This window comes from Halorutilus salinus (assembly GCF_026242195.1).
Lineage (GTDB): Archaea > Halobacteriota > Halobacteria > Halobacteriales > Halorutilaceae > Halorutilus > Halorutilus salinus.
Genome location: NZ_RKLV01000006.1, coordinates 132,052 through 153,294, shown reverse-complemented (window position 1 = coordinate 153,294; position 21,243 = coordinate 132,052). Strand labels below are relative to the sequence as shown.

The 21,243-nt window shown below is 60.4% G+C and carries 30 protein-coding genes and 1 other RNA gene; 16 read left to right on the top strand and 15 right to left on the bottom strand.

Annotated elements, in window-relative coordinates:
- Positions 1 to 5 precede the first annotated feature (5 nt).
- Positions 6 to 389, bottom strand: a complete 384-nt coding sequence (locus EGH25_RS07755) for a translation initiation factor IF-5A (protein WP_266087338.1) — start codon at positions 387 to 389, stop codon at positions 6 to 8.
- A 95-nt stretch (positions 390 to 484) separates the two neighbouring features.
- Here EGH25_RS07755 and EGH25_RS07750 point away from each other — a divergent pair, with 95 nt between their 5' ends.
- The 5 genes from EGH25_RS07750 to EGH25_RS07730 all read left to right on the top strand — a co-directional run bounded on the left by EGH25_RS07750 (position 485) and on the right by EGH25_RS07730 (position 3,113).
- Positions 485 to 673: a type IV pilin gene (locus tag EGH25_RS07750; protein WP_266087336.1), complete on the top strand. Its 189-nt coding sequence runs from the start codon at positions 485 to 487 to the stop codon at positions 671 to 673.
- A 157-nt stretch (positions 674 to 830) separates the two neighbouring features.
- Positions 831 to 980 (top strand): hypothetical protein, encoded by a 150-nt coding sequence (locus EGH25_RS07745; RefSeq protein ID WP_266087334.1) that lies wholly within the window; start codon positions 831 to 833, stop codon positions 978 to 980.
- A gap of 85 nt (positions 981 to 1,065) precedes the next feature.
- Positions 1,066 to 1,851: a diadenylate cyclase domain-containing protein gene (locus EGH25_RS07740; RefSeq protein WP_266087332.1), complete on the top strand. Its 786-nt coding sequence runs from the start codon at positions 1,066 to 1,068 to the stop codon at positions 1,849 to 1,851.
- A complete protein-coding gene (locus EGH25_RS07735; RefSeq protein ID WP_266087330.1) occupies positions 1,852 to 2,646 on the top strand; it encodes a mechanosensitive ion channel family protein in 795 nt (264 codons plus the stop codon).
- A 41-nt stretch (positions 2,647 to 2,687) separates the two neighbouring features.
- Positions 2,688 to 3,113: a bifunctional nuclease family protein gene (locus tag EGH25_RS07730; protein ID WP_266087328.1), complete on the top strand. Its 426-nt coding sequence runs from the start codon at positions 2,688 to 2,690 to the stop codon at positions 3,111 to 3,113.
- A gap of 100 nt (positions 3,114 to 3,213) precedes the next feature.
- On the opposite strand, the gene EGH25_RS07725 is transcribed toward EGH25_RS07730, so the two are convergent.
- The gene (locus EGH25_RS07725; protein ID WP_266087327.1) at positions 3,214 to 3,561 is read right to left on the bottom strand and encodes a hypothetical protein; all 348 of its coding nucleotides are present in this window, start codon (positions 3,559 to 3,561) and stop codon (positions 3,214 to 3,216) included.
- A 256-nt stretch (positions 3,562 to 3,817) separates the two neighbouring features.
- Here EGH25_RS07725 and EGH25_RS07720 point away from each other — a divergent pair, with 256 nt between their 5' ends.
- Positions 3,818 to 4,825, top strand: a complete 1,008-nt coding sequence (locus EGH25_RS07720) for a type I restriction enzyme HsdR N-terminal domain-containing protein (protein ID WP_266087325.1) — start codon at positions 3,818 to 3,820, stop codon at positions 4,823 to 4,825.
- 1 nt (position 4,826) lies between these two features.
- Here EGH25_RS07720 and EGH25_RS07715 read toward each other — a convergent pair whose 3' ends face one another.
- From EGH25_RS07715 to nth, 7 genes are all read right to left on the bottom strand, one after another.
- A complete protein-coding gene (locus EGH25_RS07715; protein WP_266087323.1) occupies positions 4,827 to 5,072 on the bottom strand; it encodes a hypothetical protein in 246 nt (81 codons plus the stop codon).
- A 62-nt stretch (positions 5,073 to 5,134) separates the two neighbouring features.
- Complete coding sequence (locus EGH25_RS07710; RefSeq protein ID WP_266087321.1) at positions 5,135 to 5,902, bottom strand: proteasome assembly chaperone family protein; 768 nt, start codon at positions 5,900 to 5,902, stop codon at positions 5,135 to 5,137.
- Entirely contained in the window at positions 5,890 to 6,054 is a 165-nt protein-coding gene (locus EGH25_RS07705) for an RNA-protein complex protein Nop10 (RefSeq protein WP_266087319.1), read from the bottom strand. The genes EGH25_RS07710 and EGH25_RS07705 overlap by 13 nt, the downstream gene beginning before the upstream one ends.
- A 1-nt stretch (position 6,055) precedes the next feature.
- A complete protein-coding gene (locus EGH25_RS07700; RefSeq protein WP_266087317.1) occupies positions 6,056 to 6,853 on the bottom strand; it encodes a translation initiation factor IF-2 subunit alpha in 798 nt (265 codons plus the stop codon).
- Positions 6,854 to 6,855: 2 nt separating this feature from the next.
- A complete protein-coding gene (locus EGH25_RS07695) occupies positions 6,856 to 7,029 on the bottom strand; it encodes a 30S ribosomal protein S27e (protein WP_266087315.1) in 174 nt (57 codons plus the stop codon).
- Between the two features lies 1 nt (position 7,030).
- Complete coding sequence (locus EGH25_RS07690; protein WP_266087313.1) at positions 7,031 to 7,309, bottom strand: 50S ribosomal protein L44e; 279 nt, start codon at positions 7,307 to 7,309, stop codon at positions 7,031 to 7,033.
- Between the two features lie 46 nt (positions 7,310 to 7,355).
- Positions 7,356 to 7,979 (bottom strand): endonuclease III, encoded by a 624-nt coding sequence (nth, locus tag EGH25_RS07685; protein WP_266087311.1) that lies wholly within the window; start codon positions 7,977 to 7,979, stop codon positions 7,356 to 7,358.
- Positions 7,980 to 8,075: 96 nt separating this feature from the next.
- Between nth and dnaG the strand changes: the two genes are divergently transcribed.
- From dnaG to hisE, 7 genes are all read left to right on the top strand, one after another.
- Positions 8,076 to 9,335, top strand: a complete 1,260-nt coding sequence (gene dnaG / locus EGH25_RS07680) for a DNA primase DnaG (RefSeq protein WP_266087309.1) — start codon at positions 8,076 to 8,078, stop codon at positions 9,333 to 9,335.
- Positions 9,332 to 10,147: a carboxylating nicotinate-nucleotide diphosphorylase gene (gene nadC / locus EGH25_RS07675; protein ID WP_266087307.1), complete on the top strand. Its 816-nt coding sequence runs from the start codon at positions 9,332 to 9,334 to the stop codon at positions 10,145 to 10,147. The genes dnaG and nadC overlap by 4 nt, the downstream gene beginning before the upstream one ends.
- Before the next feature lie 94 nt (positions 10,148 to 10,241).
- Entirely contained in the window at positions 10,242 to 11,372 is a 1,131-nt protein-coding gene (nadA, locus tag EGH25_RS07670; protein ID WP_266087305.1) for a quinolinate synthase NadA, read from the top strand.
- Positions 11,369 to 12,850 carry an L-aspartate oxidase gene (locus EGH25_RS07665; RefSeq protein ID WP_266087303.1) on the top strand — a complete coding sequence of 494 codons (1,482 nt, stop codon included), beginning with the start codon at positions 11,369 to 11,371 and terminating at the stop codon, positions 12,848 to 12,850. Before nadA ends, EGH25_RS07665 begins: the two co-directional genes overlap by 4 nt.
- A 54-nt stretch (positions 12,851 to 12,904) precedes the next feature.
- Entirely contained in the window at positions 12,905 to 13,819 is a 915-nt protein-coding gene (pdxS, locus tag EGH25_RS07660; RefSeq protein WP_266087301.1) for a pyridoxal 5'-phosphate synthase lyase subunit PdxS, read from the top strand.
- Positions 13,820 to 13,824: 5 nt separating this feature from the next.
- On the top strand, positions 13,825 to 14,412 hold the full coding sequence (pdxT, locus tag EGH25_RS07655; protein ID WP_266087299.1) for a pyridoxal 5'-phosphate synthase glutaminase subunit PdxT: 588 nt from the start codon (positions 13,825 to 13,827) through the stop codon (positions 14,410 to 14,412).
- Positions 14,405 to 14,692 (top strand): phosphoribosyl-ATP diphosphatase, encoded by a 288-nt coding sequence (hisE, locus tag EGH25_RS07650; RefSeq protein ID WP_266087296.1) that lies wholly within the window; start codon positions 14,405 to 14,407, stop codon positions 14,690 to 14,692. Before pdxT ends, hisE begins: the two co-directional genes overlap by 8 nt.
- Here the strand turns inward: hisE and EGH25_RS07645 are convergent, their stop codons facing one another.
- From EGH25_RS07645 to EGH25_RS07635, 3 genes are read right to left on the bottom strand one after another with little or no spacing between them, the layout of a single operon-like run.
- Positions 14,693 to 15,256, bottom strand: a complete 564-nt coding sequence (locus EGH25_RS07645; protein WP_266087294.1) for a hypothetical protein — start codon at positions 15,254 to 15,256, stop codon at positions 14,693 to 14,695. It abuts the gene before it with no gap.
- 42 nt (positions 15,257 to 15,298) lie between these two features.
- Complete coding sequence (locus EGH25_RS07640) at positions 15,299 to 15,739, bottom strand: histone family protein (protein ID WP_266087292.1); 441 nt, start codon at positions 15,737 to 15,739, stop codon at positions 15,299 to 15,301.
- Positions 15,736 to 16,149, bottom strand: a complete 414-nt coding sequence (locus tag EGH25_RS07635; protein ID WP_266087290.1) for a universal stress protein — start codon at positions 16,147 to 16,149, stop codon at positions 15,736 to 15,738. The genes EGH25_RS07640 and EGH25_RS07635 overlap by 4 nt, the downstream gene beginning before the upstream one ends.
- 164 nt (positions 16,150 to 16,313) lie before the next feature.
- On the opposite strand from EGH25_RS07635, the gene EGH25_RS07630 reads away from it, so the two are divergent.
- Positions 16,314 to 17,414 (top strand): J domain-containing protein, encoded by a 1,101-nt coding sequence (locus tag EGH25_RS07630; RefSeq protein WP_266087289.1) that lies wholly within the window; start codon positions 16,314 to 16,316, stop codon positions 17,412 to 17,414.
- On the opposite strand, the gene dph5 is transcribed toward EGH25_RS07630, so the two are convergent.
- Positions 17,415 to 18,155: a diphthine synthase gene (gene dph5, locus EGH25_RS07625; RefSeq protein WP_266087288.1), complete on the bottom strand. Its 741-nt coding sequence runs from the start codon at positions 18,153 to 18,155 to the stop codon at positions 17,415 to 17,417.
- A 79-nt stretch (positions 18,156 to 18,234) separates the two neighbouring features.
- Here dph5 and EGH25_RS07620 point away from each other — a divergent pair, with 79 nt between their 5' ends.
- Positions 18,235 to 19,365 carry a nicotinate phosphoribosyltransferase gene (locus EGH25_RS07620; RefSeq protein ID WP_266087287.1) on the top strand — a complete coding sequence of 377 codons (1,131 nt, stop codon included), beginning with the start codon at positions 18,235 to 18,237 and terminating at the stop codon, positions 19,363 to 19,365.
- A gap of 6 nt (positions 19,366 to 19,371) precedes the next feature.
- Here EGH25_RS07620 and EGH25_RS07615 read toward each other — a convergent pair whose 3' ends face one another.
- Entirely contained in the window at positions 19,372 to 19,989 is a 618-nt protein-coding gene (locus EGH25_RS07615) for a TIGR00296 family protein (RefSeq protein ID WP_266087286.1), read from the bottom strand.
- Between the two features lie 196 nt (positions 19,990 to 20,185).
- Here EGH25_RS07615 and rnpB point away from each other — a divergent pair.
- An RNA gene (gene rnpB / locus EGH25_RS07610) (RNase P RNA component) lies at positions 20,186 to 20,568 on the top strand.
- Here rnpB and EGH25_RS07605 read toward each other — a convergent pair.
- Complete coding sequence (locus EGH25_RS07605; RefSeq protein WP_266087285.1) at positions 20,555 to 21,184, bottom strand: nitroreductase family protein; 630 nt, start codon at positions 21,182 to 21,184, stop codon at positions 20,555 to 20,557. The genes rnpB and EGH25_RS07605 overlap by 14 nt on opposite strands.
- Positions 21,185 to 21,243: the final 59 nt, after the last annotated feature.

The window sequence follows — 21,243 nt, the reverse complement described above, 5'->3', positions numbered from 1 at the left end:
ACGACCTACTCCTCAACGACGCGGCGCTGACCCATACCTTCGAGGAAGGTTATAGTCTCATCCTCCTCGACAGCCATGTCGCCCGGCATCTTCATGTCGACCGTCTCGTACGTATCGAGATCCATCACCTGTACGATGTCGTCGCTCGTGCGCGAAACGACCTGACCCTGCTTCCGCTCTATGATAGGAACCTGAACGTCGGCGTCGACGGGTAACGAGAACGACCGTCGCTGGTCGTCGAAGACACCCCTGCCCTCGACACGCGCCTTTGCGCTCCCGTGCTTACCGGGCTTCGATGTCGAGTATCCAACTATGGTACACGGCTCTTCGTCTATCATAACGTAGTTGCCTTCCTGCAGGTCACGTACCTGTTTCTGCTCTACTGCCATCTTATCCTTCCTTGGACGCCTTCGTGACATAAACTTGTTCAATCTTCGGAAGACGCGCCACAGCGCTAATGTAGTTACGCGCTAAATCTCGCTTAATGAGACGCGGGTCGGCGCGCGGCGATGGCGGACTCTCGACCACCGTCGGTACGGTGCTTCTGATAGCCTTAGCCGTCCTTCTCGTCGGTTTCGTGGGTGCCGTAGCCCTCGACTACCTGGAACAGAACAGATCCGGTTCGCCCCCGGTGGTGGGTATAACCGTCGAAAAAAGCGGTCGATATAGGTAGCAGTAGCGAGTGCTCCTTTCCGGAGGAGATAGCTCTCGACGTAACACTCGTCGACTATACCAGAGCCGACAGGATATACGTAGCCGCGGAGGGCGGACGCGACCACCTCGTCTGGTCTAACGTCGACAGACAGAGCGTCGGCGAAACGAAGAGGCTCATGAACGAGATCGTCTGTGTAGGAGGAACAGACGTCGATATAGCCGGAGGAAACGACTACTCATTCTGCCCCGGCGACGAGGAGACCTTCGTCTTCTACGCCGAGTACAAGGGCGAAAGAACGGTGGTCAGAACGGTGGACGTGGGATGACTGTCCGTATCGGTTTCCAATTCCACCGTCCGTCTGACGGGCGTCTGCCAAAGTTCTTTACTACGTACCTTCTATACTGAAACGAATGACCCTCGAAGAAGGCGTCGCCGAGATAGTCGCGGACGCGGACAAGCTTCTCGTCTTTGCGTCCGAAACAAACCTGCCTGCGGGGTTCGACGAGGTTGAGACGGTCGTGGTCTCGTCCGAGGACGGCGATGTCTCGCTTCCTCTCGACTTCGACAGGTTCGAGGATCGCGTCCGTTACGGCGTCGAGGGGGCGCTCGAAAACGGGCTGGTCGAGGAGGGCGACGAGATCGTCTGCGTCGACGGCGTGTTCGGTTCTGAGCCGGATACGTTCTCGCGTTTCAAGGTCACCGAGTCGGTGCGTTCGGGTCTTTACAGCCTTTTCACCGAATCGAAGGCGGAGCCGTCCGTGATACGTGACGTCGTGGAGCTTTCCATAGAGCTTGGGAAGAAAGGGCAGAAAGGCAAGCCGATCGGGGCGCTGTTCGTGGTCGGCGACGCGGGCAACGTCATGGAAAAGTCGCGCGAACTCTCGTACAACCCGTTCGAGAAGTCGCACGTCCACGTCGGCGACCCTATCGTAAACGTCATGCTCAAGGAGTTCTCGCGTCTCGATGGGGCTTTCGTTATAAGCGACAGCGGAAAGATAGTCTCGGCGTACAGATACCTCGAAGCCGACGGCGAAGGTATCGACATCCCACGCGGTCTCGGCACGCGACATATGGCGGCGGCTTCGGTTACGCGCGACACCAACGCCGTCTCGGTCGTCCTTAGCGAGAGCGACAGGATGGTACGTGTCTTCAGGAGCGGCGAACTCATACTCGAACTCGATCCGGAGGAGTACTGAATGCCCGTAACGGTCACACGTGCGACGGCGGACGGTATCATGGGGATCGACCCCGCGGTGCTCGCGCTCTCAGGCGTCGTCCTTCTCGTCGGTCTCGTCGTCGGGTACACCGTACGCCGCGTTCTCGTCCGTGTCAGCAGATCGACGGGTGTCGACGACTTCGTGGAAGGAACAACCTTCGAACGCGTCGCCGACTCGTTCGGTACGAGCACCGTGGGTATCGTAGCCACGACAGCCGAGTGGTTCGTCTACGCCGCCGCTATCTTCGTATCAGCCGATCTTCTGCGTTTCGACCCGTTCGATCAGGCTATCGTACTCCGCGTAACGGGGTACGTACCCAACGTCGTCGCGGCTTTCTTCGTACTCGTCTTCGGTGCGATACTCGGCGACAAGGCGGCTGTCGTCGTATCCGAACGTCTCGAAGGCGTCAACGTCACCGAGATCGGGGTTCTGCCGTCTATCGTCCGTTACTCCGTCGTCTTCGTCGCCGTCCTCATGGCTCTAAGCCAGTTAGGCGTCTCGACCTTGGCGCTTTATGTCCTTCTCACAGCCTACCTCTTCGGAGCCGTCGCGGTGACGCTCGTCGCACTCCGTCTCGTCCTTCCGAGCGCCGTTAGCGGTCTGTACGTCATCTCGACACACCAGTACGGCGTCGGGGACAGGGTACGTATCGGGGAGGTTGAGGGCGTCGTTCAGGAGGTCGACCTGCTCACGACACGTATCGACGACGGCGACCGCGAGCACGTCGTGCCGAACAGCAGTCTTTTCGAGAACGGTGTCTCCAAGAAGAGCTGAGCCACCGTTGGGATAAAGTAGTAAGAGAACCAAGGTGGTTCATGCTAAACGCGCGTATCAAGGGTGTCGGAGCCGCGGGCGACGACGCCCATGCAGTCGTCGTCGAGGCGGGCGACCGTTACCTCCCTATTATGATAACGGGCGACCAAGCGCGTTCGATACAGGTCGGCGTATCGGACGAGACCTTCGAACGCCCTCTGACACACGACCTCCTTCTCAACACTGTCAACGAGATGGGGGGCGCTGTCGACCGTATCGTGATCGACGACCTGATGAACGGAACCTTCTACGCAAAGGTACACGTCGAGAGGTACGACGGCGGCGAGCGCGAGGAGTTTACCATAGACGCGCGTCCCAGCGACGCCGCGGCTCTCGCAACACGTACGGAGTGTCCTATCGAGGTAGCCGAAAACGTCATGGAGGAGGCGGGTAGAACCGAGGATGAGATAGAGTTCAGGGATATCTAATCCAGCTTTTTACTTCGTCGGGTTCGCTGACTCTCACCCGACTTGCAAAAACCTGGATCAAAAACTACCCGCTCGCTCCTTACGTCGCTCGCGGTAACGCTCAGAAGACCTCCAGATACTCCTCGATTACTTCGCGCTCTTCGTCGGTCAGGTCGAACAGGTCGTAGACGGCTTCGTCTATCTCCGCCTCAAGAGCTTCTATGTCCGTGCTCTCCACCTCTCGGCAGTCTTCGTCGAGCGCGCCGAGGAGTTCTTCCACCCCATCGTCCGAGCGCGGAACCGGTATACTCGTCGCTTCGCCGCTTTTGACGTTACGTCCGTTCACGGCTTCGTAGACGTACCACGCGCGGTCTTCGGTATCGATGCGTGGGTCTGTGATGCGGTCGGAGCGCCCGGCGGTGACCTCCCAGACTTCGTCCTCTTCGTCGTATCCGTAGTCGGCGTTCACGGGGTAGCGGCGTGTCTGCCACTCCAGCTTTTTACTTCGTCGGGTTCGCTAACACTCACCACTCCTCGCAAAAAGCTGGATCAAAAACTACCCGCTCGCTCCTCCGTCGCTCGCTGTTCAGGCGGAATCTCAAAATAATCCGCACCGGAAACACTAAGAATGAATACATTCTGATAACAACCACGCAGTTATGGATGGAAATGAAGTAGAGAAATATATTGAAGATGCTCAATCTACCATCGACGACTCGCCACAGATGGGGGAAGCCACAACAAAGGCTGCCGTGCTGCGGGATTTTCTCGAAATTCTTGATTGGGAGATTCCCGATAATACACAGCTTGAGTATTCGGTGAAAGCGTTCGGAAAGACGTACAAGGTAGATTACGCGCTGATTTTGGAGGGGGCACCCGTCGCGTTCATCGAGGCTAAGGGGGTAGACACTCCTCTAAACGAAACACACAGGGATCAGCTCTCCGCATACCTGAAGAACGAGGATGTAAACTGGGGCATTCTGACAAACGGAAAAAGATATGAATTCTATCGTCGCCGAGTCGTCGACTCCAAAATAGAGATAGATAATCTTGCGAACCTACATCTCCAAGACCTATCAAACAGAGTGACAGTGCTGAGAGCCTTCACCAAAGGATCGATACAGACGGGGGATTCCGAAAAAATAGCGACACGGATCAACAAACTGCAGGAGGCTCGGATCATCCTCGAAAATGAGAAGGAGGGCTTGGCAGATGAAATCAAAAATACGCTAACGGAATCTGTTTCAGACGTTATCTCCTCGCAGGCGGAGTCGCAAGCCAAGGAGATGATCGACAGACTCGTGGAGGACATCGAAACGGAGATAGATACTGATGGAGACTCACAACCCGAAGAAGTAGAGCCACCTGACTCTCCTCCCGCCGACACCAAGTCTAGCGAGTACATAATAAGAATAAAGAGCAACAACGAGGTCGTGGCTACTTTCAGCGACGATTTGCAGGGGAACTTGATGGGTAAGGCGGTGGACTATCTCGTCAAAAACCGCGGTTTGATTTCCGAGGTTGAGCCTCTCCCGTACAGACCCGGAAGAGACAGAATTACCATCCACGACCAGACCACGTACCCGGATGAAGACAAGGAAATGCGATCTCCCCGCGAACTGACGGGCGGGTATTATGTCGAGACGCACGACAACAGCAAAGTCAAGTACGAGAGGTTGAATAATTTGGCGGAAAAATGCGGTCTTGGAGTCGAGTTCGATGATGCTTGGTAGATCAGGGACAGAAAAACGAGTGGATGACAGTAACGGACTCGTTGTCGTCCAAAGTCACGTAGTCGGGACGTCGGTCGTCGGGCAGAGTAAACTCGCTCCGTAAATCGACGCCCGCGCCTTCGTAGCCGAGCGTCTGAAAGAAGTCTTCGTCCAGAAACGCGTTCTCCACGTCCTGCTCGCTCATGTCTTCCGAGATACGCGAGGAGATCCCCTCGATAGACTCTAAGAGCGAAGAGGCGTCTGCCATGCGGTAAAACTGACCGTCGCCACAGATAAATCTGTGTGTGAAAGTAGATACGAGCGAGCCGTCTACCCGATATACCGCAGGTCGTCGTCCGCAGGGAAGCTACCCATACCACCCGGTTCCTGATTCATCTCCTCCAGACGTTTTACGACCTCCTCCATTTCCTCGGCTCTGTCCTCAAGCTGTTCGGTGTCGACCTCGAAGTCGAGGGCGTCGCAGAGCACGTCGAGGACAGCCTGTGCGCTCTTGGGGTCGACAAGGTAGCCGCTGGTCTCGCCCATGAGGCAGGCGGCTTCGAAGCCGCGGCGCTCACCCAAGCCGAGGAGCAAGCCCGAGACACCGACGATGCCGCCTTCCGGCTCGCCTTCGTCGAACCCGACACCGTGCTCCGACATCTCGTCGACGAGCGTTTCGGAGTTCGCCGCGCCTACGACGCCATACTCCTCGACGAGTTCGCCGGTTGCGACGCCACCGAGGGCGTAGATACGTCCGACATCCGCCTCGTCGGCGATACCGAGTACGCGGTCGGCTATCTTGTAATGTCCGTCTATCGTCTGCGACTGGTGGTCGCCCGTCAGGACGAGCGTCTCCACACCGTCGGCTTCGAGTTCGTAGATCTCCGCGGAGGTGAGTTCTGTCGTGCCGTCCTCACCGACGGTACACTGGGGCGGGAAGTGCTGGCTATGTATCCTACGCACCAAACGTGAGTCGAACTCGTCGACGAGATGCTCGGCGACGAGCTTCCCCACGTGTCCGACACCCGGTAGACCCTCTACCAGAACCGGTGACTCAGTATCTATCTCGGCTACATCGACCACGTCTATTTCGTCCATTTAGTACGCCTCCTGTGTTCGGCGTATGCGTCGTCGGGTGAAAACCTTGGCGGTGCGGTGTTACGTGTCGACCCCCCGCATTCGGGACAGGTGTCGCCGAGGGTATAGACGGCTTGGTGGTCGTCCTCACAGACGCGTATCAGCGCCTTCATCTCAGGCTTCGGAGGTATGCGGCTCCTCGTGGTACTCGCCGCGCCCGCCGAGCGATTCGACGCGTTCGCGCGCCATCTCGGCACAGTCCTCAACCGCGCGCTGTGCTGTCTTGTAGTCGTGCGCCTTCGCCGTAATGCGGTACTCGGGCGCGCTGACGTACTCGATCTCGACCTCAACATCGCCGTCCGCCTCCTCGTACTCGGGTACCTCGACGCCGTTTAGCGCCTCTATGACATCGTCGACGCCGTCCGCCGCGGTCGTCTCTATATCGACGTACCCCGTGATCTCGACGTACGGGACGTTTATGTTTTCACGTGCCACCTCCGCCAGCGTTTCGGTGAGTTCGCCCTCGATCCCGGCGTCCTTGAAGACCTCCTCGCCACGTACGGCACCCTCTTCGAGAGCCTCGTACATGGTTCCGTAACGTGCGATGAGAGCCTCCGCCACCTCGCGGTAGACCTCGTCGTCCTCAAGCTCGCGCGAGAGCCAGTTGTCCGCCTTTGTCTCGTTCTTCCACTCCTGTATCTTCTCCTGTCTCTGGTGGTCGTTAACGTCCTTCGCCGAGAGGTCGATCTGCTGGCTGTCCTCGTCGACCTCCAGCACCTTGCACACAACCGTCTGACCCTCGCGTACGTGGTCGCGTATGTACTTGACCCAGCCGCTTGCGACCTCCGAGACGTGGATGAGACCCTCCTTGTCCTCGTACTCGACGAGGTCGACGAACGCACCGAAGTCCTCAACCTCGGTGACCTCGGAGACGACGAGTTCGCCGGGTTCGGGCCAGCCCGAGTACTTCATCTCTACCGCGCCTCAACTACCTCGACGTTCTCACCGTGTACGTCGCCCTTGCCGCCCGTCGGCGTCACGAGCGTGGAGCCACAGACGGCGCACGCTATCTCTGTCGCGGCGCGCTCGAAGACGACCTGTTCGTTCCCGCAGTCTTCGCACTCGACGCGTAGGATTCTGCTCGTCATCTTACTCCTCCAGTTCGAGCTTTCCGGCACGCCATCCCTCGCGTCCGTGCGCTTTACCGCAGTCGGTGCAACGGTAGATGAGGTTGGTCTTCTTGGTGGGCTTGTTTCCTCCCGGCACCTTGGAGAACTTGCCGTCGTTACCGATACCGGAGTTGCGGTCTCGCTGGCGGTCTATCCATTTCATACCCGTCTCGCGCCCACGCTGTACGCGCTCTACCTCGTGCTCGTGGTGGGCGTTGCAGTGCGGGCAGTGCGTGTTGAAACGCCTCGGCATCTTCATGGTACCGGACTTATCCCGTCTGCGCGTATGATACTTTCGGTTGCGTCTACACGCGCGACGACGGACATAGGTCTTCAAGGACGCACGCCTCACAGTCGGGTGACCGTGCGGAACAGACGGCGCGCCCGTGGAAGATGAGAAGATGCGAGACCAGCCCCCAGTCGTCCTGCGGAATCTTCTCGCGCAGAGCCTTCTCTATATCGTCGCGGTTCTCCGTCTCGACGATACCGAGACGTTGGGCGAGACGCTGTACGTGCGTATCGACGGCGATACCCTCGTGCGTCCCAAAGGCGTTCGATACGACGACGTTCGCCGTCTTGCGCCCCACGCCCTCTACATCGGTCAGGTCATCGACGTTTTTCGGAACCTCGCCGTCGAACTTATCGACGATAGTACGCGCTCCTTCGCGCAGATGGCGCGCCTTGCGTCTGTAGAACCCCGTCGGACGTACCATCTCTTCGACATCCTCCTGTTCCGCCTCAGCCATCGCCTCAGGCGTCGGGTAGGCGTCGAAAAGAGCGGGCGTGACCGAGTTGACGCGTTCGTCGGTGCACTGCGCAGAAAGCACCGTCGCCACGAGGAGTTGGTACGGAATCTCATAGTCGAGAGTCGTATCGGCTTCGGGGTATTCGTCTTTGAGACGCGTAAGTACCTCGGCGGTCTTCTCCATGTACAGAACTGTGCCCGACGCGCTAAAACCGTTCTGACAAGGCTTAACTGCGCGCCGTCCGCATCTCCGGCGTCAGAATTCACAGGAGGTTCAAGATTGCAAGCTTCAGAAACGACAAAGTACTTCATACACGCAAATCTCAGGGCGGACGGCGTCGTCGAACGTTCGGACGTCGTCGGTGCTATATACGGTCAGACAGAGGGTCTGTTAGGCGAAGACCTCGACCTACGTGACCTTCAGGACTCCGACAAGATCAGCCGTATGGAGGTCGACGTGGGTAGTAGCAACGGGAGTTCGCGCGGTACGGTCACCATCGGTAGTAGCCTCGACCGTGTCGAAACGTCCGTACTCGCCGCGTCGCTCGAAACCATCGAACGTATCGGTCCGTGCGAGGCGACCGTGGAGGTAGAGCTTGTCGAGGACGTACGTACGACGAAACGTAAGGAGATCGTCGAACGCGCCAAGTACATCCACCGCGAGATGTTCGACGGCGCGGCGATGGGTACGGGTGAGATGCTCGACGAGGTCCGTAAAGGCGTCCGTAAGGGCGACATCACGGAGTACGCGGGTCTGCCCGCGGGTCCGAACGTCAAGGACTCCGACGCCGTCCTTGTCGTTGAGGGACGCGCCGACGTTCTCAACCTTCTCAAGTACGGCGTCAAGAACGCCGTGGGTGTCGAAGGCACCGACGTTCCTGATACGGTCGCCGAACTCACACAAGACCGTACGGTGACGGCGTTCCTCGACTCCGACCGCGGCGGCGACCTCATACTCAAGGAACTCGGACAGGTCGCGGATATCGACTACGTCGCACATCCGCCCGACGGACGGTGTGTGGAAGACCTCTCCGGCGAGGAGATAAACGAGGCGCTACGCGACAAACGTATCTTTGGAGGATCGGAAGCGTCGGACGGGGCTGAGAGCGGAAAGGAACCGGCAGGTGCGCGGAAGACAGACGGAACGGAAAGCACAGAAGCGGGGGAGAGAAAGAGAACGGAAGCCGTGGAGACGGAGGGTACAGGAGAAGCAGGAGAACCGAAGAATGCCGACGAGACGGAGGGCGAACAGGAAGAGCTACCTTTCGTCGAAAAGCTCCGCGACGCCGACAACGGCGAAGCCGTCCTTCTCGACGGCGAGAGGCACGAGGTCGGACGCGTCGAGTGCGACGACTTCGCGGAGGCTCTACGTAACGGCGACGGTGAGGTCGACAGCATCGTCGTCGGAAACGAGATAGACCAACGCGTACTCGACGCCGCGAGCCAAGGGAATGTCGAGACTGTCGTGGGGTCGGAGCTTGGAACCGTGGTAAAGAAGCCTCTCGACATCAACATCGTGACGGAGACAGAACTGCCGTGACGGACGAACGTATAGTCGACTTCCTCAGGGAGGACGTTCCTGCCGACAGGCGCGACGTGAGTAGCGCCGTCGTCGAAGGCGACCGCGAAGCAACCGTCTTCACACGTGACGACGGCGTCGCCGCGGGTGTCGAGGAAGCCTGTGGCGTGTTCGAACACCTCGGTGCGGAGCCGAAGCCGTGCGTCGACGACGGCGAACGTATCGCCGAGGGTGACGTTTTACTCGAACCGTCGGGCGACGCGACCGCGCTACTCCGCGGCGAACGTCTCGCGCTCAACCTTCTCGGTAGCATGAGCGGCGTGGCGACGGCGACACGCGACTGCGTCGACCGGATCGAGGAGACGGGCGCGGAGACGGTTGTCGCAGCGACGCGCAAGACGACACCCGGATACAGGAGGTTCGAGAAACGCGCGATCCGTCTCGGAGGCGGCGACCCGCACCGCCACGACCTGACCGACGCCGTCATGATAAAGGAGAACCATATCGCTATCGCGGGTCTCGAAGACGCCGTCCGTAGGGCGCATGAGAAGGCGAGCTTTACGTCTAAGATAGAGGTCGAGGCGGAGTCGCTTTCGACAGCAGAACGCGCCGCCGGTCTCGGAGCCGACATCGTCCTGCTCGACAACATGGAGACTGATGAGGTGAACGTCGCCGTCGACGTTCTCGACGGTTACGGCGTCACCGTAGAGGCGTCGGGAGGGATCGGGAGCGGCAACGTTGCGGAGTACGCACGGACGGGCGTCGATGTCGTCTCCGTGGGCGGTCTCGTCCATTCGTCCGACTGGCTCGACCTGTCGATGCGCGTAGACTGAAACGCAAGCCTTATTCGGCTTAACCAACTGTTTGTGGTAAGCCGAAGAAAAAACGCGAGAGAAAACGCGTACTGAAGAAAAAAATTATTCAAAGATGTCAGTAACCGACGACGCAGAACTATCGCTCTGGAAGTACAGCGACTCACTCGGGGCGCTTCCCGACGAGTACGACGGTATGTCCGACGAAGAACGCCTCAAACGCACCGAGGCGGCGCTCGACGAACTTGACGACGTCGTGATCCTCGGTCACAACTACCAGCGTCATTCGGTGACACGCCACGCTGACCATCTCGGCGACTCGTTACAGCTATCGCGTCTCGCGGGGGAGGCGGACGCACGGAACGTCGTCTTCTGCGGCGTGACGTTCATGGCTGAGACGGCGGACATCGTCACGGACGACGACCAGCGCGTCGTGATGCCGAGCATGGAGGCGTCGTGCCCCATGGCGGGTATGGCGGAGAACATACAGGTCGACGGCGCGTGGAACGAACTCACGGAGGTCGTACCGGGCGAGGATGTCACGCCCGTTACGTACGTCAACTCGTACGCCTCACTAAAGGCGTTCACCGCCGAACACGGGGGTACGTGTTGCACGTCGTCTAACGCCTCCGACGCCTTCGACTGGGCGCTCGATCAGGGTGAGAAGGTCTTCTTTACGCCCGACAAGTACCTCGGTCACAACACGCTCCACGAACTCGGATACGGCGACGACGACTTCGTGATCTGGGATCCGTGGGAAGACGAACTCGGCGGGAACACGCCCGACGAGGTACGTGACGCGACGTTCATACTCTGGGAGGGTTTCTGTCAGGTTCACGAACGTTTCGGGGCGAGCGACGTCGCCGACGTACGCGACGCGCACCCCGACGTAAACGTCATCGTCCACCCCGAATGCAGACGCGAAGTCGTTGAGACGGCGGACTACACTGGGAGTACGTCGACCATCATCGAGAAGGTTGAGAACGCGCCTGAGGGGAGCAAGTGGGCGATAGGAACCGAGATACATCTAACCAAACGTCTGGCGCGTCAAAACCCGGACAAGGACGTATTCGGTCTCTGCGGCGAGGAGTGCTCCGACTGTAACGCTATGCGTCAGATAGATCCCGACTTCCTCGTCTACGTCCTCGAAGAGATGCGTGACGGAAACATCGTGAACCGTATACAGGTCGACGAGGACGAGAAACGTCTCGCCGAGAAGGCGCTCGACACGATGCTTTCGGTATGAGGACTGAGGTACTCGTCGTCGGTTCGGGTATCGCGGGATGTAGCACTGCGATACGTGCGGCGAACCGTGGCGCTGACGTAACCGTCGTCACCGAGGCTACGTCACCCGACGATACCAACACGGGATGGGCGCAGGGCGGCGTGGCGCGCCGTGCCCCCGACGAGGACGCCGAGGTCTTTATTGACGACGTACTCGAAGCGGGCGGTGGCGTCGGTGACGAGGACGCCGTAGAGAGGCTCGTACGTGAAGGCTCGCGCGCCGTCGACGAGTTTCTGGTCGAGGAGGTCGGCGTCGGATTCGACACGAACGGCGACGGCTTCGACCTCGTGCGCGAAGGCGGACATTCGACCGACCGTATACTCCACGACGGCGACGCGACCGGACGTGCCGTACAGCGCGCGCTCCTGCGCCGTCTCGGAGAGTCCGACGCGCGCGTTCTCGAAGGACACACGGCGGTCGAACTCGTCGGTGACAGGGGCGTGGACGGCGCGCTCGTCGCCGATACCGACGGCGAGGCTTTCGTCGTCGAGGCGGGCGCAACGGTTCTCGCCACCGGAGGCGTCGGAGACGTCTACGGAAGAACCACGAACCCCGAAGGCGCGACAGGTGACGGTGTCGCATTGGCGGCGCTGGCGGGCGCGGAGGTCTCCGACACGGAGTATGTCCAGTTCCATCCGACCGCACATGCGGAACGCGGCTTCCTCCTCTCGGAGGCTCTCAGGGGCGAGGGCGCGCTCCTCGTCAACGAAGACGGTAAACGTTTCATGCCCGATCGGCATGAGGACGCCGAACTCGCACCGCGTGACGTCGTCGCGACCGCCGTACACGAGACGAACCGCGACGGACAGGCGTACCTTGACCTGTCGCCCGTCTTCGACAGCACCGAATTCGCCGAGGAGTTCCCGACGGCGTACGACAACCTGACCGATGAGGAACTCGAATCGGGGCGCGTACCTGTCGCACCGTCGGAGCATTTCCTCTGCGGCGGTGTGGTCGTCGACGAAAACGGACGCGCGTCGGTCGAACGTCTGTACGCCGTAGGCGAGACGGCGTGCACGGGCGTCCACGGAGCGAACCGTCTCGCCTCGACCTCGCTCCTCGAAGGTCTGACATGGGGTCTCCGCGCGGGCGAACACGCCGCTGAGAACGCGCACGAACCGCCGGCAGTCGACCGCGAATCCGACGCGTTCAACGGCGAGATGCCCGACGGCTTCGTCGACGCCAAGTTCGACAGGCTCCAGAACGTTATGTGGGAGAATGCGGGTCCGGTACGGACGGAGGACGGTCTGAGGGAGGCACGCGCCGAGCTTCAGCGTCTGAGAGGCGAGGTCAAGTCGTACGCGCGTGGAAGGCTCGACCCCGAACTTTACGCGCTACGTAACGCCGTCCTCGTCGGTCTTCTCATCGTCGAGGCGGCGTTGGAGAACGAGGAGACGGTCGGATGTCACAGACGCGTCGGAACGCCCGCAGAGGACTGAGATATGGGGCGCAGTCGTAATTGTTAAACGGTTCTCGCACCTACATAAAATACGATGGATGAGACAGAAGGCACCGAGTTAGAGAACCTGAAACGCGGAACCGAACTTGTTAAACGCGGCTTTGCGAGCATGCAGAAGGGGGGCGTCATAATGGACGTTGTCGACGCCCAACAGGCACGTATCGCAGAGGACGCGGGTGCCGTCGCCGTCATGGCGCTCGAATCCGTTCCGGCGGACATACGGAAGAGGGGCGGCGTCGCACGTATGGCTCCTGTCGAGACCAACGAGGAGATACTCGACGAGGTTTCGGTACCCGCGATGGGAAAGGTTCGTATAGGACACGAGGCGGAGGCGCGTGTACTCGAATCCGTGGGTATGGACATGATAGACGAGAGCGAGGTACTGACGCCCGCCGACGAGTACAACCATATCGACAAACGCGGCTTTGAGACGCCTTTCGTCTGCGGCGCGCGCAACCTCGGTGAGGCTCTACGGCGTATCGACGAGGGCGCGGCGATGATACGTACGAAGGGCGAGGCGGGTACGGGAGACGTTGCGGAGGCGGTGCGACACCAGAAGGCGATAAAGGACGGTATACGTGAACTCGAAGGTATGAACGCCGAACAGCGCAGGAACTACGCGCGTGAGATAGAAGCCCCCCTACCGCTCGTCGAGGAAACCGCCGAACTCGGGCGTCTGCCCGTCGTCAACTTCGCCGCGGGCGGTATCGCCACGCCCGCCGACGCCGCTCTCATGATGCGTCTCGGATGCGACGGTATATTCGTGGGAAGCGGTGTCTTCGGCGCTGAAGACCCCCAAAACATGGGTCGTGCTATAGTAGAGGCGGTCAACAGATACGACGATCCGGAGGCTCTCACGGAGATCTCGCGCAACGTGGGCGGCGGCATGAAGGGCAGGAGCAAGGATAGTCTGTCGGAGGAAGAGCAGATGCAGTACCGCGGTAACTGATACGGATGTCGGTTCTTGTAGGCGTCGTCGGTGTACAGGGTGACGTTTCGGAGCACCGTGAGGCGTTCCGGCGTGCGGGCGAGGCGCTCGGAATCGACGTGGAGACGGTCGGGATCCGCGGCTCCGGGGTCGTACCCGACTGCGACGTTATCGGTGTTCCGGGCGGCGAAAGCACCACCATATCGCGTCTTCTCCGTACCGAAGGTATAGACGAGGAGGTACGCCAACACGTCGAGAACGGAGGCGGTACTCTCGCAACCTGCGCGGGTCTTATCGTCCTCGGAAACACGGACGACGACCGTGTAGAATCGCTCGGCGTCATAGACGCCGACGTGGAGCGCAACGCGTTCGGCGGGCAACGCGAATCGTTCGAGGCTGATATCGATCTGAACGGACTCGACAAGCCTTTTCACGCCGTCTTCATACGTGCGCCCGTCGTCTCGGATGTCGGGGACGACACCGACGTACTCGCCGAACTCCGCGGTGACACCGTCGCTGTGAAACAAGGCAACGTCGTTGGTACTGCTTTCCATCCCGAACTTACGGACGACCACAGGATACACGAACTCGTTCTGAGGGGGTACGATGACTGACACGGATATATTCGAGGAACTGTACGAGGTGATCGAGGACAGACGCGACGCGCCACGCGAGGACAGCTATACGTCGAGCCTTCTGGAGGAGGGGGTCGACGCTCCGCTTGAAAAGCTTGGCGAGGAAGCGACAGAGGTCACCCTCGCGGCGAAGAACGACGACACCGACGAACTCGTACACGAAAGTGCCGACCTCATCTACCACCTGTACGTAGTTCTCACGGCGAGGGACATAGAGCTCGAAGAGGTCGTCGAAGAACTCGAAGAGAGACGGGGCTGACTAAGGCGTCGGCGCTCCGCCGGGCGCTCCTCCCCCGCCCGGTCCGGGTACAGGAGCCTGCTGTTGTTGCTGTGAAAGCGCGTCGAACTGTTCGCGGCTCGTTATCGCTTGCACACCGCTCCGGTTGAGAAGAGCCACGACCTCCGACGGGCTTCCTGAGACGAGGTACAGCGACGTGCCGCCCTGCTGTATACTGTCATCGACCGTGAGCGTCTCCGTCGCGTTCACAGCCGACTCGAACCCTGAGTTCGCCTCGTTCACCGCTTCCTGCTGAGCCTGCTGTAGCTCCTGCTGTAGCTCCTGCGCCCTCTGTGTCTCGTCCTCTGTCAGGTTGCCGGGCGAGAACTGGGCGCGCTGGAGTAGAAGCTGTTCGCTCTGGTTCAGCGAGCCGGTTATCTCCCTCTGTGCCTCTGCGTCGAGACCCACGGCGACGGCGACCGTCGTACTGTTACCCGCGTCGACGTTGGCGTTCCCTCCGGCGTCACCGTTACCCGAACCGCCGAGACAGCCGGTTAGAGCCACGAGTAGGACTATACCTAAGACGGCGAGCTTATATTTCGACATTCGTCTACGGCTAAACCTTCCGGGCTTAAACCGCTGTTGATGTCACCGATCCGTGTCGGCTATCTCGAAGTACGTCTCCAGATCCTCGCGCTGCACGGTGCGCCGTCCGGCGTGCTCCGCGAGCGTAGCCGAAGCCTTGGCTACCTCTGTCGCCCAGTCTTCGAGATGCGCCGCGAGTGCGAGGCGGGCGTCCTTGCTAACGCGGTAGCCGTCGAGACGGAGGCGGGCTATACGGTCGACGGGTGCGACGGGCAGAACGAGATCCTCCTTACGCGTGACGCGTGTCTCAAACCCAAAGTCCTCGGCACGTACGGTCTTCCTGCCGTCGTTCCGCGCGTTCTCGGCGGCATCGACGGCGACCTCCGCGCCCCTTTCCTGTATACGACCCGCAAGCTCCTCCGCCGCCTCGGACGATACGCGCATGTCGGGCGCTGACTTGCGTATCAGGCTGTCGACGGGCGAGTACGGGAGTTCGACAGTCACCTTACCACCGTCACGGGCACCGTCGCCTTCCTGACGAGTTCCTGCGCCACGCTCCCCACAACGTCCTCGTACTCAGTCGATACGCCGCGGTGACCGACGAAGATACCGTCCGCCTCGACCTCCTCGGCGTACCCCACGACCTCCTCGGCGGCGTCGCCGTACAGCGACTCCGTCTCGGCTTCCAGACCCGTCTCCTCGGCTACATCGACCGAGTCGCCGAGGACTGTCTCGGCACGCGCCTCTGCGTCGGACATATCCTCGATGAGTACCTGACCCTCGTCGGTGTATATCTCCGGCGTTATGGCGTGTACCAGTTCGATGTCAGCACCGAGGGGTTCGGCGAGCGACGCCGCATGGCGCACGGCGTCGTTGCTCTCGTCGGAGCCGTCGACAGCAACCACGAACCTCATCCGTCTTCCCTCCGTCTGCGGTTCGTCTCCTCTATGTCTTTACGGTCGGTGTAGTACCTCATACCGTACCGTATGAGAAGAAGGTAATAGTATCTTTGCTTCATCCACGTTCTTGACCTCCGCCGAACCGTTTTTATCCGACCAACCGTAACTGTATACGAGCGATGGACGCCACCGAACCGCACGAGGTACTCGGTGTCGACGAGGACGCCTCCGAGGAGGAGATAAAGAGAGCATACAGGGAGAAGGTCAAGCAGTACCACCCCGATATCTCCGACGCCGACGACGCAGAAAGGCTGTTCAGACGCGTGCGTGAGGCGTACGACAGCCTTCTCTCCGGGGGCGGTGCGTCGACATCCTCCGGCGGTTCACGAGGGCGGTCGAAGGAACGGAGCAAGGACGAGGGCGGACGTAACCGACGGAAACGCAAACGCGACGACGGGAGTCGAGGAACACCGGACAGGTTCAAGACGGTGGAGAGGTACGGCGACGGATGGAGACTCGCCGTCTGCAGAGACGGTCGACACACGGGCGAATGGGTCGTCTACACCGAATCCGCGGACACAACAGGTGACGTCGTCTACCTCAACGACAACGGCGGAACCTCCCACGACGAACTGTACTTCGGAACGCGGAAGCAGGCTGAGACCTGTTACGAATCCTACGTCGAGAAGAAGAGAGACAGGAACGAGACGGGGCGATCGACGACCGACGGTCGGCGTAGAGGGGGCGGGCGAAGGACGGGTACAGAAAGGACGGGTACGAGAAATCCGAACGCGTCGACGGGCGCGGAAACCACCGAGAGCTTCGACGTCGACGGCGGTATGGGAAAGAAGGCGGGCGGCTTCGACTCACTCTGGTCGCTCTACACCACGTCGGACGAGGACGCGTGGGCGGTCGTCGCCGAGTTTCCGGGTAGCCCCTACTACCTCAACGCCGACGGGAGACAGCAACACGAAGCCTTCTGGTTCGGTAGCAGATCCGAAGCCGAAACTGCGTACGAAGGCTATATCGAAGACGCCGCCGACAGAGGTACCGCGAGCCGTAACCTGACGGGCGCGGGGGGCAACGGTCGAGGGGGTAACACGGGTACGGCGGACGAAAAGATCGTCGCTAACCCGGATGACGAAGGAAGCCGTCCGCCTGTCTCCGCGCTCGGCGCGGCTCTCGACGTTATCGGCACCGAAACGCTCCGAAGGCTCTCAGGCGTCGTTCTACTGCTCGTTGTTCTTTTCCTGATCCTCCGTACTTCGGGAGTGATGTAACTACATCCCCGCGAGTGCGCTCAGGGACTCCTCCTCGACGGGATGGAGCGAAGCGGGAACGACGAGAAGATGCAGGGGCGAACCGAAGTCGTGGTCGGCGACCTCTTCGGGCGCGCCCGCAAATGTATGTACGGAGTCGCTTCCGAGACGCGCGACGCCTACGACCGTGGGAACGTCGAGTTCCGACGCCTCTATACGTTCGGCGGCATCGCTCGCGCGCATGTACCGCCCGTCGTCGGAGATATCGAGGTAGACGAGCGTATGTAGGTCACGTTCGAGGTTGTCGGCGACGCGGTCGAACGGCGACTCAGGTTCCCATCCGTCGTGGTCGTCGAACGGAAGTGTCGTCGAAGCGCCGAAACGGTAGTTCTGTAGACCCGTCGCACCACAGACAGCGGTCGCGGCGCTCGGCGCGTGGACGACGCGTGTCTCGATCCCGCGTTCGAGCGCACGTAGACGGAGTTCGGCGTGCGTCGTGCTCACCATCGGATCGCCGCCGACGAGGAATACGACATCGTTCTCCTCGGCGTCGTCGACGACACGCGTCCCGCTTTCTACCTCGTCACGGTCGAGTACCTCTATGCGCATCGCGTGAAACTCCTCAAGATCCTCGACGGGCGCGGCGGGTAGTACGCTCGTGTAGAACTCGGCGTAAGCCGTATCTGCGTCGGCGATCTCGTCGCGTCCCTTTAGCGTCACGTCGCGCTCGTCGTACAGACCGAGACCAACGAAGGTTAGCATAGGCGAGAAACGGAACGGCGGTTCTAATCCCTTCCGGAGTCCCACAAGGTATATTCACGACGGTGTCGAGGTTCGGAACATGGAACGCAGGTACGACATCGTAACCCCCGAAGAGATAGACGAAGGACGTGCGACCGACGCCTACTTCGGGCGCACGGAGACGATACTCGAAGCCGAGGGTATAGATCCGGAGGTCGTCGCAGACGTTGGCGAAGAGGTTGAGACGCCCCACGTCTTCGCGGGTCTGAAGGACGTTGCACATCTACTCGAAGGCACCGACGTAGACCTGTACGCGCTCCCTGAGGGCTCCGTCTTCGAACGCGCACCTGTTATGCGTATAGAGGGAAGCTACGCCGGCTTCGGCAGGTACGAGACAGCGATACTCGGCTTCATCTGTAGGGCGAGCGCCGTCGCTACCGCCACCGCGCGTATCAAAGCCGTCGCAGGCGACGTTCCGATCGTCTCGTTCGGGACGCGACGCGAACATCCGGCGACCGCCGCGATGATAGAACGTTCGGCGCATATAGGCGGTGCAGACGGCGTGTCGCACATCGCGGGCGCGGAGGCGGTCGGTCTCGAAGCGGCGGGTACGATGCCCCACGCGCTCGTCATCTCTATGCGCGATCAGGAGAGCGCATGGAAGGCGTACGACGAACATATCGACGACGAAGTCCCGCGTATCATGCTCTGCGACACGTACGAGGACGAGAAGAAGGAGGCGGTAGAGGCGGCGGAACTGCTCGGCGACGCGCTCGACTCCGTACGTCTCGACACGACAGGGAGCAGACGCGGCGACATGCGCGAGATCGTAGAGGAGGTGCGGTGGGAACTCGACCTGCGCGGATACGACGACGTTGGTATCTTCGTGAGCGGCGGTATGGGTCTCGAAGAGGTCGCCGAACTCCGTGACGTGGTCGACGGCTTCGGCGTAGGCGGCTCCATAGCCTCCGTACCCCCCGTGGACTTCTCGCTCGACATAGTTGAGGTCGACGGCGAACCCGCGGGGAAACGCGGCGAAAGGAGCGGTAGGAAGGAGGTCTACCGCGACGAAGAGGGCGAGCATGTCGTACCCGCCGACGAAACCGACGAGACCGACTACGTCCGTGTACTCGAAGACGGGGAGTCCGTACACGGCTTCGGTATGGAGGACGCACGCGGACGCGTCTTATCCAGCCTCGACCTGATAGAAGGGCACGTCGCCGACGCCTAAGCTCTCTCAGACGCCCGCGACGAGTTCGAGTTCCTTGACCACGCCACCCGGCTTCTGCTCGCGGAAAAGCTGACCCTCGAACAGGTAGACCGACGAGTTGGGTGTACTGTCTCGCCAGCAACCCTCCTCTATACCCGCCTTTGAACACGTCCTGTCGAGGAACTCGGAGGCGCTCCATCCGCGTTCGACGGGTACGGTGGGTAGCATCCACCCTGTGTCGCGTCCGCTCTCGACTATTGCACCGTGGTTACCCACCTCCAACCTGTCTACGGCGTCTTCACCGACCTCCTCGACTGATGAAAGTATGCACAACGTGACGGCGACCGAACCGAGTTCGCAACGGCTTACCTCCGACGTACCTTCGCACTCCGACGACGCGTCGATTACGGCGTCAACGATGGACTCCGAAAGATGCTTGTCGCGTCTATACGCCACACCGCTCCCGCGTACGCGCCTCCGTCCCCGTGTTGAGTCGAGACGAACCGCGGCTCCGACGCGTTCGTAAAAAACGTCCTCCATACAGCCCGGACGTTCGCGTTTTCCGTCTGCGACGTACGACTCCATCGAGTCACGTGCGAGTTCTACCGCCTTTTCTCCCTTCTTACCGCTCAGTACAGTCCCCATCTTGGTACCCTCCTTGAAACCATCCTATAGTTCATTAGAGTTCTACAAATATATTCTTTCTGCAATTAATTCGCCTCCTACGTGCATAATACACCAAGTTCTGTTCGCGTACGCGTAAACTCTCTTAACCGAAAGCCAAGTTTTGTTCACGGCGCGCTCCGCAAACGGTATACGGCGCAGGGACGTATACCTAAATGCGGAGGAAGAACGGCACCCGTGCCTACGTAACGAGGAAAGTCCCCCCACCGCGGGGCAGGTGACTTCGCGCAAGCGAAGGTTCCGAAAGGGACGGCTCTCGAACAGACACGACACGTCCTCCCTCGACCGATGAAGCAGGCGAACCGAGCCGTGAGGCGAGGAAGCTAACCCGCAGAGGATAGACGGGAAGGGAACGGTGGAACGGCGAAACCTCACCGGTGCAAGCCGACGCGACGGTAGTCCCGCAACGGCGTCGGTGCTTCGCGTCCGTGCGAGCGGCGCGAGGTTCGTGTATGAACGCAAACATCCGTACGCGACAAACGTCCGTACGCGAACCCAGCTAAATGCCGCCGAAACAGAAGGGGGCTTACTCTCCTCCGCCAACCTCTCCGAAACTAAGTATACCGTCCGTAGACCGGCGAATCTTGCGTTCGCGTTCCCATTCGGTACCGTCGGTGTCGGGGTATCCCACGGTCATCATGAGGACGGGGTACCATGTCTCCGGAGCGCCGACAGTCTCACAGACGGCGTCGGCTTCCCAGCCTCCCATAGGGCAGGTCGCTATACCGCGATCCCATGCGGCGTACATGAACGTCGTCGCGGCTATGGTCGACGACCCAACCGCCCACTCCTCGTTTCCTTCGGGCTGTTCGTCCTCCATACGTTCGATGAGTTCTTCGGCGCGTTCGTCCGACGAGTAGCCTTTCCGAGCTTGGTCGCGGAAGACGCGCTCGGCGTACGCGCCACGGTCAAGGTTTCCGAAGACGAGAACAACCGCGGAGGCGTCGGTGACGTGTTCCTGTCCGTACGCCGCTTCACGTAGCTCCTCCTGTCCCTCTTGGTCATCGACCACGACGAACTCCCACGGCTGGAGGTTGTAGCTCGAAGGCGACCACCGTACGTCGTCGATTATACGCCGTATCTCGTCGCGTGTGACTTCCTCGTCGGTGTAGTCGTGGACGGAGCGGCGTGTGCATATGGCTTCCCGTGTCTCCATGTTTCAGGCTGGCAGGGCGACGGGTTCAAGCCGTCGTTTTCCGCCATACACGACCGACA

What these genes read in the sequence shown, in the direction of transcription:
- EGH25_RS07755 (WP_266087338.1), bottom strand. Translation starts at nt 389, where the DNA reads ATGGCAGTAGAGCAGAAACAGGTACGTGACCTGCAGGAAGGCAACTAC.
- EGH25_RS07750 (WP_266087336.1), top strand. Translation starts at nt 485, where the DNA reads ATGAGACGCGGGTCGGCGCGCGGCGATGGCGGACTCTCGACCACCGTC.
- EGH25_RS07745 (WP_266087334.1), top strand. Translation starts at nt 831, where the DNA reads ATGAACGAGATCGTCTGTGTAGGAGGAACAGACGTCGATATAGCCGGA.
- EGH25_RS07740 (WP_266087332.1), top strand. Translation starts at nt 1,066, where the DNA reads ATGACCCTCGAAGAAGGCGTCGCCGAGATAGTCGCGGACGCGGACAAG.
- EGH25_RS07735 (WP_266087330.1), top strand. Translation starts at nt 1,852, where the DNA reads ATGCCCGTAACGGTCACACGTGCGACGGCGGACGGTATCATGGGGATC.
- EGH25_RS07730 (WP_266087328.1), top strand. Translation starts at nt 2,688, where the DNA reads ATGCTAAACGCGCGTATCAAGGGTGTCGGAGCCGCGGGCGACGACGCC.
- EGH25_RS07720 (WP_266087325.1), top strand. Translation starts at nt 3,818, where the DNA reads ATGGGGGAAGCCACAACAAAGGCTGCCGTGCTGCGGGATTTTCTCGAA.
- EGH25_RS07715 (WP_266087323.1), bottom strand. Translation starts at nt 5,072, where the DNA reads ATGGCAGACGCCTCTTCGCTCTTAGAGTCTATCGAGGGGATCTCCTCG.
- EGH25_RS07710 (WP_266087321.1), bottom strand. Translation starts at nt 5,902, where the DNA reads ATGGACGAAATAGACGTGGTCGATGTAGCCGAGATAGATACTGAGTCA.
- EGH25_RS07705 (WP_266087319.1), bottom strand. Translation starts at nt 6,054, where the DNA reads ATGAAGGCGCTGATACGCGTCTGTGAGGACGACCACCAAGCCGTCTAT.
- EGH25_RS07700 (WP_266087317.1), bottom strand. Translation starts at nt 6,853, where the DNA reads ATGAAGTACTCGGGCTGGCCCGAACCCGGCGAACTCGTCGTCTCCGAG.
- EGH25_RS07695 (WP_266087315.1), bottom strand. Translation starts at nt 7,029, where the DNA reads ATGACGAGCAGAATCCTACGCGTCGAGTGCGAAGACTGCGGGAACGAA.
- EGH25_RS07690 (WP_266087313.1), bottom strand. Translation starts at nt 7,309, where the DNA reads ATGAAGATGCCGAGGCGTTTCAACACGCACTGCCCGCACTGCAACGCC.
- nth (WP_266087311.1), bottom strand. Translation starts at nt 7,979, where the DNA reads ATGGAGAAGACCGCCGAGGTACTTACGCGTCTCAAAGACGAATACCCC.
- nadA (WP_266087305.1), top strand. Translation starts at nt 10,242, where the DNA reads ATGTCAGTAACCGACGACGCAGAACTATCGCTCTGGAAGTACAGCGAC.
- EGH25_RS07665 (WP_266087303.1), top strand. Translation starts at nt 11,369, where the DNA reads ATGAGGACTGAGGTACTCGTCGTCGGTTCGGGTATCGCGGGATGTAGC.
- pdxS (WP_266087301.1), top strand. Translation starts at nt 12,905, where the DNA reads ATGGATGAGACAGAAGGCACCGAGTTAGAGAACCTGAAACGCGGAACC.
- pdxT (WP_266087299.1), top strand. Translation starts at nt 13,825, where the DNA reads ATGTCGGTTCTTGTAGGCGTCGTCGGTGTACAGGGTGACGTTTCGGAG.
- hisE (WP_266087296.1), top strand. Translation starts at nt 14,405, where the DNA reads ATGACTGACACGGATATATTCGAGGAACTGTACGAGGTGATCGAGGAC.
- EGH25_RS07645 (WP_266087294.1), bottom strand. Translation starts at nt 15,256, where the DNA reads ATGTCGAAATATAAGCTCGCCGTCTTAGGTATAGTCCTACTCGTGGCT.
- EGH25_RS07635 (WP_266087290.1), bottom strand. Translation starts at nt 16,149, where the DNA reads ATGAGGTTCGTGGTTGCTGTCGACGGCTCCGACGAGAGCAACGACGCC.
- EGH25_RS07630 (WP_266087289.1), top strand. Translation starts at nt 16,314, where the DNA reads ATGGACGCCACCGAACCGCACGAGGTACTCGGTGTCGACGAGGACGCC.
- dph5 (WP_266087288.1), bottom strand. Translation starts at nt 18,155, where the DNA reads ATGCTAACCTTCGTTGGTCTCGGTCTGTACGACGAGCGCGACGTGACG.
- EGH25_RS07620 (WP_266087287.1), top strand. Translation starts at nt 18,235, where the DNA reads ATGGAACGCAGGTACGACATCGTAACCCCCGAAGAGATAGACGAAGGA.
- EGH25_RS07615 (WP_266087286.1), bottom strand. Translation starts at nt 19,989, where the DNA reads ATGGGGACTGTACTGAGCGGTAAGAAGGGAGAAAAGGCGGTAGAACTC.
- EGH25_RS07605 (WP_266087285.1), bottom strand. Translation starts at nt 21,184, where the DNA reads ATGGAGACACGGGAAGCCATATGCACACGCCGCTCCGTCCACGACTAC.